10 protein-coding genes and 1 pseudogene are annotated in these 7,442 nt (G+C 67.6%); 1 reads left to right on the forward strand and 10 read right to left on the reverse strand.

The window, feature by feature from the left end; translation table 11 throughout:
• From OOT08_RS01185 to OOT08_RS01220, 8 genes and pseudogenes are all read right to left on the reverse strand, one after another.
• A pseudogene (locus OOT08_RS01185) lies at positions 1-336 on the reverse strand (ribonuclease HII); the annotation flags it as partial.
• Positions 329-1,090, reverse strand: a complete 762-nt coding sequence (lepB, locus tag OOT08_RS01190; RefSeq protein WP_325090754.1) for a signal peptidase I — start codon at positions 1,088-1,090, stop codon at positions 329-331. The gene lepB and the pseudogene OOT08_RS01185, both read right to left, overlap by 8 nt.
• Positions 1,091-1,184: 94 nt before the next feature.
• Positions 1,185-1,532 (reverse strand): 50S ribosomal protein L19, encoded by a 348-nt coding sequence (gene rplS / locus OOT08_RS01195; protein ID WP_325090755.1) that lies wholly within the window; start codon positions 1,530-1,532, stop codon positions 1,185-1,187.
• A gap of 154 nt (positions 1,533-1,686) precedes the next feature.
• Positions 1,687-2,403: a tRNA (guanosine(37)-N1)-methyltransferase TrmD gene (gene trmD / locus OOT08_RS01200; RefSeq protein WP_325090756.1), complete on the reverse strand. Its 717-nt coding sequence runs from the start codon at positions 2,401-2,403 to the stop codon at positions 1,687-1,689.
• Complete coding sequence (rimM, locus tag OOT08_RS01205) at positions 2,393-3,112, reverse strand: ribosome maturation factor RimM (RefSeq protein ID WP_325090757.1); 720 nt, start codon at positions 3,110-3,112, stop codon at positions 2,393-2,395. The genes trmD and rimM overlap by 11 nt, the downstream gene beginning before the upstream one ends.
• Complete coding sequence (locus OOT08_RS01210) at positions 3,109-3,351, reverse strand: RNA-binding protein (RefSeq protein ID WP_325090758.1); 243 nt, start codon at positions 3,349-3,351, stop codon at positions 3,109-3,111. The genes rimM and OOT08_RS01210 overlap by 4 nt, the downstream gene beginning before the upstream one ends.
• A gap of 5 nt (positions 3,352-3,356) precedes the next feature.
• Positions 3,357-3,794 carry a 30S ribosomal protein S16 gene (rpsP, locus tag OOT08_RS01215; RefSeq protein ID WP_325090759.1) on the reverse strand — a complete coding sequence of 146 codons (438 nt, stop codon included), beginning with the start codon at positions 3,792-3,794 and terminating at the stop codon, positions 3,357-3,359.
• Between the two features lie 141 nt (positions 3,795-3,935).
• Positions 3,936-4,616, reverse strand: coding sequence for a TetR/AcrR family transcriptional regulator (locus OOT08_RS01220; RefSeq protein ID WP_325090760.1), 681 nt, complete (start codon positions 4,614-4,616; stop codon positions 3,936-3,938).
• Positions 4,617-4,755: 139 nt separating this feature from the next.
• Here OOT08_RS01220 and OOT08_RS01225 point away from each other — a divergent pair, with 139 nt between their 5' ends.
• Positions 4,756-5,481, forward strand: a complete 726-nt coding sequence (locus OOT08_RS01225; protein WP_325090761.1) for a DUF981 domain-containing protein — start codon at positions 4,756-4,758, stop codon at positions 5,479-5,481.
• Between the two features lie 64 nt (positions 5,482-5,545).
• Here the strand turns inward: OOT08_RS01225 and ffh are convergent, their stop codons facing one another.
• The gene (gene ffh / locus OOT08_RS01230; protein ID WP_325090762.1) at positions 5,546-7,096 is read right to left on the reverse strand and encodes a signal recognition particle protein; all 1,551 of its coding nucleotides are present in this window, start codon (positions 7,094-7,096) and stop codon (positions 5,546-5,548) included.
• Positions 7,097-7,163: 67 nt separating this feature from the next.
• Positions 7,164-7,442: RNase H family protein (locus tag OOT08_RS01235; protein WP_325090763.1), on the reverse strand; the 279-nt coding region annotated here is incomplete at its 5' end.

A 7,442-nucleotide genomic window follows, 5' to 3' on the forward strand; every position in this document is an offset into this window, starting at 1 on the left:
CTCCCCGAGCATCGCGGTGATCCCGAACTCGTCGATCTCGGCCGCCGTCGCCGTGCCAACCGCCCAGCCGAGGCACCAGGTCGCGACCTCGGGCTCGATGGCCTCGCGGCGCTTCTCGCTCAGCAGTTTGGAGTCGCGGAGCCCGACGGGAAACTCACCCGTGTCGGTGTGAATCATGGCGACGCCGACCGAGACCGGCCCGGCGATCGCGCCGCGGCCCACCTCGTCGACGCCGATGACGGTCGCGAAGCCGGCAGCGGCGAGGGCACGTTCCGCGTCCAGCGAGGGATCTTTGCCCGGGATCAGCCCGGGCGGGGGCGTCCGAGCCTCAGCCACCGGAGGGGCCCTGAGCGGCGGGGGCCGGCGTGCCCGCGGGGTCGGGGACCCCGGCGAAGGAATCGGGGTGGCTGCCGAGCCAGCCAAAGCGGCTGAAGGGCCAGTTGATCACGAAGGCCCGGCCGACAATCTCGTCCTCCAGGACGAAGCCCTTGCCTGGCGTGTCCCGGTTGTAGCGGGAGTCCTTGCTGGCGTAGCGGTTGTCCCCCATGACCCAGTAGGAGCCGGCGGGGATGTCGACGCTGAAGTCATCCTTGGACACGGGCGCGCCCGTCTCCGGCAGGAGCACGTAGGGCTCCTTGATCGGCACGCCGTTCACGCTGAGCTGTCCGCGGGGGTTGCAGCACGCAACCGTGTCGCCGGGGAGGCCGATGACGCGCTTAATGACGTATTCCTCGGAGGTGTCCGCGAGCAGGCCCACCTGCTGGAGCACCCACTCGAAGGCGCTCGGCGGCGTCACCGCGCGCGCGGTCAGCCAGCCGCCCGGATCCGTGAACACGATCACGTCGCCGCGCTCGACGGCCATCAGCTCGGGGCTCAGCTGGTTCACCAGGATCCGGTCGTCGACCTGCAGGGTGTCCTTCATTGACCCGGAGGGGATGTAGAAGGAGCGCACGAGGAAGGTCTTCACGACGAAAGACACCAGGAACGCGATGACGAGGATCACCACGAGGTCGCGGAGGAAGGTCAGGAAGGCATTGCGGGGACGAGCTTCGACCTCGTCGACGGGCTCATTCGCGGTGCTGTCGGTCACTCTCGTACTCTCTATCGCCTGCGAGCGGTCGGTTAACGCACCGAGCTCCCCAACATCCTATCGGCGGTGGGGAGCTCGGAACTGGGAAAGCTGCTTAGATCTCGCGCTTTTCCTTGATCTTGGCCTTCTTGCCGGAGAGGGCGCGCAGGTAGTACAGCTTGGCGCGGCGAACGTCACCGCGGCTGACGATCTCGATCTTCTCGAGGACCGGCGAGTGCACGGGGAACACGCGCTCCACGCCGACCTGGAAGCTGATCTTCCGGACCGTGAAGGTCTCGCGGATGCCATCGCCGTGGCGACGGATCACGACGCCCTGGAACACCTGAACACGCGAGCGGTTGCCCTCGATGATGTTCACGTGCACCTTGACGGTGTCGCCGGGGCGGAAGTTGGGGATGTCGCTACGCAGCGATGCCGCGTCAATGAAGTCAAGCTTCTGCATGATGTTCGCTCTCTGTGCCCGCCACAAGTCGGATCACGGATGTCTAAGAAATGAAAAAGAGATGGTGTTCGTCAGGCGCAGAACCCTCGTGGCAGTTTTGCAACCGAACACAAAGATCTATTATGCCACAGTTTGGCCCCGGACAGGGTGGCCGCTACTGGGGCGTTTCGCCGTCCTCGGGAGTGGCTTCTTCGAGCAGCTCGGGTCGCACCCGTCGGGTGCGCTCCACGCGCTGCTCGTGACGCCACTGCTCGACCGCGCCGTGGTTCCCGCTCAGCAAGACCGGCGGAATCTGACGCCCGCGCCACTCGGCCGGTTTGGTGTAGCTCGGGTACTCGAGCAGGCCGTCCTCGTGCGACTCCTCCACGAGGCTCTCCGGGTTGCCGATGACCCCGGGGATGAGCCGCCCGATCGCCTCGATCATCACGGTGACCGCGACCTCTCCCCCGTTGAGCACGTAGTCGCCGATGCTGACCAGCCGAACGCGCGCGCGCGAGGCCGTCTCGTCGAAGACCCGCTGGTCGATCCCCTCGAAGCGGCCGCAGCCGAAGACGAGGTGCGTCTCCTGGGCGAGTTCCTTCGCCATCTCCTGGGTGAACACGTCACCGGCGGGCGAGGGAAAAATCACGAGCGGGTCATCGGCCCCGTCGAGGATGCCGTCGAGGGACTCCCCCCAGGGCTCGGGACGCATGACCATGCCTGCCCCGCCGCCCGCGGGCGGGCCATCGACGGTGCGGTGCCGGTCGTGGGCGGAATCGCGCAGATCGTGCACCCCGACGTCAATGATGCCCTTCGACCGGGCCTTGCCGAGCAAGGACAGGTCGAGGGCATCAAAGAACGTCGGGAAGATCGTGACGATGTCAATCCGCACGCGGGGCATCCTCGGGGTTCGCGGCGGGGGCATCGAGCGCTGCCGCGTCGGCGGCGGGCTCGTCCTCGTCCTCGACGATCACGGTTTCAATGCCCGCGCTCGCCTCGGCGGCGGCCAGCGCCTCCGGGGCGGGCTCCTCCTCGGTCTCTTCGATCTCCTCGAAGAGCCCGGGCGGGGGCGTGATCACGATGTGCCCGGCGACGGGATCCACCTCGGGCACGAGCTCCTGCACGAACGGGAGCAGCACATCGCCCGCGGGCGTCGCGACGACGATCAGGTCCTGCGCGGGCAGGTGCTGCACCTCGCGGACCGTGCCGATCACGGCGCCGTCTCGAACGACGTTGAGGCCACGGAGTTCGTGCTGGTACCAGGCGTCCTCCTCGACGGAGGACGCAACCGCATCCGCGTCGATCCAGAGAATCGCCTTGGCGATGGACTCGGCGGCGTTGCGGTCGGGCACCTCATCGAAGAAGCCGACCGGGCTTCCGTTGAACCACTTGAGCTCGCGAACGGTCAGGGTTTTCCCGGACCAGGGCGACTCGGAGGGCACCTGCAGGCTAAACACGGAGCCGGGCGTGAACCGCTCATCGGGCGAGTCCGTAAACAGCTCGAGCTTGAGGGCGCCCTTCAGGCCGTGCGGCTTCGTGAGCCGACCGACCCGGAGCTGCCCGGGGAGCTCGACTCCCCGCGGGGACTTCGGCGCGGTCACGACGCGTTGTCGGTGTCGACCACGTCGACGCGCACGCGACGGCCCTGCGCGAGCGCGGCGACCACGGTGCGCAGCGACTGCGCGGTGCGGCCGGACCTCCCGATGACGCGACCGAGGTCCTCGGGGTGCACGTGCACCTCGAGGACCTCGCCACGCTGGGTGTCCCGCTTCGTTACCTGGACCTCTTCGGGGCGATCAACGATGCCCTTCACGAGATGTTCGAGTGCCGGAGCGAGCACGAGACCTAGGCCTCGGTCGTCTCAGCGGCCTCTGCGGCCTCCTCGGCGGGGGCCTCAGCGGCCTCCTCAGCCTTGGGGGCTTCGGCCTTCTTCTCAGCCTTGGGCTTGAGAACGGGCTTCTTCTTCTCGTCAACGACGAATGCGGCCTTGGGCTCGACCGGCAGGACCTGGGACTCGGTGTTGCCCTCGCCCGTGAACGTGCCCCAGTCGCCGGTCAGCTTGAGGATCGCGGCAACCTGCTCGGTCGGCTGTGCGCCGACGGAGAGCCAGTACTGCGCGCGCTCGGAGTTGACCTCGATGAAGGAGGGCTGCTCGGTCGGGTGGTACTTGCCGATCTCCTCGATCACACGGCCGTCGCGCTTGGTGCGCGAGTCGGCCACGACGATGCGGTAGTAGGGGGCGCGGATCTTGCCGAGACGCTTGAGACGGATCTTAACTGCCATGATGCTCCAGTTCGTGATGAAATAATTGAATCCGCGGATCACGACTGTGCCCGCAAAAGTGTGGCGCCGGTCACACAGAGGCGTAACGGCACGGATCAATTCTGACATATTTTGTCGTGATCTGGTAATTCTTGGAAAAAGTCAAGGCCAGCGGGCGTTTTCCGATCCGCCCTCTTCCGGAGCCGCCCTGTCCGGTTCCGACCGGGCTCCCCCGCCGTCCCGCGGCAGGAGTGCGAGCAGCCGGCCGACGATCCCGTGGGCGGCCGCGAGGGCCTCGTCCGGATCGATCCGGTGCTCGTACACGAGGGCGCCGTCCAGGACGAGCGCGATCAGGTCAACGTCCGCGTCCGCGCGGAAGCCACAGCGCTCCAGCACCCGGCCCAGCACGCCAAGCAGCCGAGGCCGAGACTCGGCCATGACGGCCGCCAGCTCGGGCTCGTGCAGCGCGTCGATCATCGGGTCGAGTCGGGCGCGCACCACGTCCGGTCCGGCCCCGGGCGCATACCAGGCAGCAATCAGCAGCTTCGCCGCCTCATCGGGGGTTCGCCACCGGGGCACGATCGCATCGGCGACGTGGCCTGCTCCGGCAAGACGCACCTGCTCGGCGGAGCGCACGGCCGTTGCGAAGAGCTCCGCCCGCGTCGGGAAGAAGTAGTTTGCGGAGCCGCGCGGCACCCCGGCCGCCTCGGCGACACGCCGATGGGTAATCGCGTCAGGACCCTCGTGAATGAGGAGCTTCGCCGCGGCGGTGGCCATGCGCTCGGGGGGCGTCAGCGCCGTCGCCTCGCTCCCCGGGGGAACCTCACCCGGTCGACCTGACACCACGAACTCACGTCCCTCTCCGACTCGCCCCGTGTTTCAGGGTATCCGCTCGCCTCCGTCTCCGTTCTATACTTGCGTATAGTGACTGCGAGGACGCCGAGAATCAGAGACGACTCGCCCACTTCGAAAGGAGTCACCCATGCTGATCACCGAGGCGCCCGGTCTGATTATTGACTGGACCCAAATGCCCACCTACAACACGATCATGTCCATCGCCGCCGGCGCCGGGCTGATCTCGCTCGTCTACTTCGCGAAAGCGCTGATGACCGACCGCGAGGTGCACCTCGACTCCTGGTCGATCGCCTTCGCCGTTCCCGGGGTCATCCTGTTCACCACCGGGCTGCACATGACCCTCACCTGGCCGTTTGCCAAGTATTTCCCCTTCGACAACATCATCTTCGGCGAGACCAGCTTCGGCTTCGGCGTCCTGCTGCTGTTTGCCGCCTTCTATCTCTGGAAGCGCAACGACAAGATCATGGCTTCCGGGGACGCGGCCGCGTATCTCGGCAAGGTCAGCCGCCCCATCTCGCTCATGGTCGTCGGCCTGGGCCTGGCGCTGATCGCCATCGCCTTCGCGGGCGTGATCTTCCAGCTGTTCGCCGCACCCCCGGAGGAGCCCATCACCGGTGCCTTCGCCGAGTGGCCCTGGATGGAAGCGCTCTTCATGTCCGGGATGTTCGCCGTCGTCGGCGTCGGCGCGGTGCTGTTCCCGCTCGCGCTGCGCGAGTTCCGCCTCGGTGCCCCGCGCACCACGATGCAGTGGATCGTTGGGCTGTGCTGGGGCCTCGCCGGTCTCGGATTCTTCCTCTTCGGTGCGCTGAACTTCTTCACCCACATCGGGCTCATCGTGAACACGATGGGCTAAGCCAGACACCCAAAAACGCGCCGTTCCCCTCGGGGAGCGGCGCGTTTTTGTGTGCGCGAGCGAGCTAGCGTCCGCCGCCGAGCATCTTCTGGATCGCGTCGAGGTCGGCCTCGCTCGGAGCGCCCTTGGCGCCTCCCAGCCCGAAACCGCTCCCCGTCTGGGCACTCGTGGCCGGCTGGCCGAGGGCTTCCTGGGCGCGCTTGGCCGGGTTCCCGGAGGCACGCTTGCCCTTCTTCGCGGCGGCCTTCTTCTTGCCCCCGTGGCCCATGCCGCCGGGAATCGGGCCCATGCCCGGAATCTGCGGCACGCCGCCCTTGGCGACGGTCTTCATCATCTTCGCGGCCTGCTCGAAGCGCTGCACCAGCTGGTTCACGTCGGTCACGGTCATCCCGGAGCCCTTCGCGATGCGCAGGCGACGGGAACCGTTCAGGAGCTTCGAGTTGCGGCGCTCGGCGGGGGTCATCGACTGGATGATGGCCTCGGTGCGGACAATCTCGCGCTCGTCAAAGTTGTCGAGCTGCTCCTTCATCTTGCCCATGCCGGGCAGCATGCCCATCATCTTCTTCATCGAGCCCATGCTGCGCATCTGCTGCATCTGGCCGAGGAAGTCCTCAAGCGTGAAGGAGTCGGTCGCGATCTTCTCGGCGACCTTGCGGGCCTCCTCCTCGTCGAAGGCGCCCTGGGCCTGCTCGATCAGGGTGAGAATGTCACCGAGGTCCAGGATCCGGCTGGCCATGCGATCCGGGTGGAACGGCTCGAAGTCGTCGAGGCCCTCGCCCGTGGAGGCGAACATGATGGGTCGGCCCGTGAGCTGTCGGATGGACAGCGCGGCACCGCCTCGGGCGTCGCCGTCAAGCTTGGTCAGCACGACGCCCGTGAAGTCGACGCCCTCCTGGAAGGCCTTCGCGGTCGCGACCGCGTCCTGACCGATCATCGCGTCGATCACGAAGAGCACCTCGTCGGGCGATACGGCCTTGCGGATGTCCGCGGCCTGCTTCATGAGTTCGGCGTCAACGCCGAGGCGACCGGCGGTGTCCACGATCACGGTGTCGTACTGCTTCGTCTGCGCGTGCGTGATGGAGTCTTTCGCAACGCGCACGGGGTCGCCAACGCCGTTGCCGGGTTCCGGCGCGAAGATCGCCACTCCGGCCTGCTCGGCGACGACGCCGAGCTGGGTGACGGCGTTCGGCCGCTGGAGGTCGGCCGCGACGAGCAGCGGGGTGTGCCCCTGCTTGGCGAGCCACTTCGCGAGCTTGCCCGCGAGGGTCGTCTTTCCGGCACCCTGCAGACCGGCGAGCATGATCACCGTCGGGGGCTTCTTCGCGAACTCCAGGCGCCGCTGTTCGCCGCCGAGGATCGCGACGAGCTCCTCGTTCACGATCTGCACGACCTGCTGCGCCGGGTTGAGCGCCTGGTTCACCTCGTCGCCGAGGGCGCGCTCGCGCACCTTCCCGGTGAAGTCCTTGACGACCTCGAGGGCGACGTCAGCTTCGAGGAGGGCGCGCCGGATCTCCCGAACCGTGCCGTCGACGTCGGACGCGCTGAGCTTGCCCTTCGTCCGGAGGTTCTTGAAGGTGTCGGTCAGCCGCTGAGAGAGGTTTCCAAAAGTAGCCATATCGAGCCACAGTCTACCGGGTTCGGCCGCCGCTCAGGAGCCGGAGGTCGCCCGCGAGGCGCGTCGCTTAGAAGAGCGAGGGCTGCTCGGGCGCGGAGCCGCCGGGCTCTGTGTCGCTCGCGGAGGGGGTCGTGCCGGGCGCGGGCGGATCCCCGGCGCGGACAAAGCCCGGCCCGGACGGGATCGGGGTGCCGCGCTGATAGGCCTCGGCGACGGCGCGGGCGCGGTCGTCCGCAGCCTCGTTCAGGGGGTGATTCGCGTGACCCTTGACCCACTCGAAGCGCGCCGTGCGCCCCACGAGGGCCGCGTCGAGCTCCTCCAGGAGATCGCGATTCAGCACCGGCTT

The organism is Leucobacter sp. M11, assembly GCF_035726885.1.
GTDB lineage: Bacteria > Actinomycetota > Actinomycetes > Actinomycetales > Microbacteriaceae > JAPFRB01.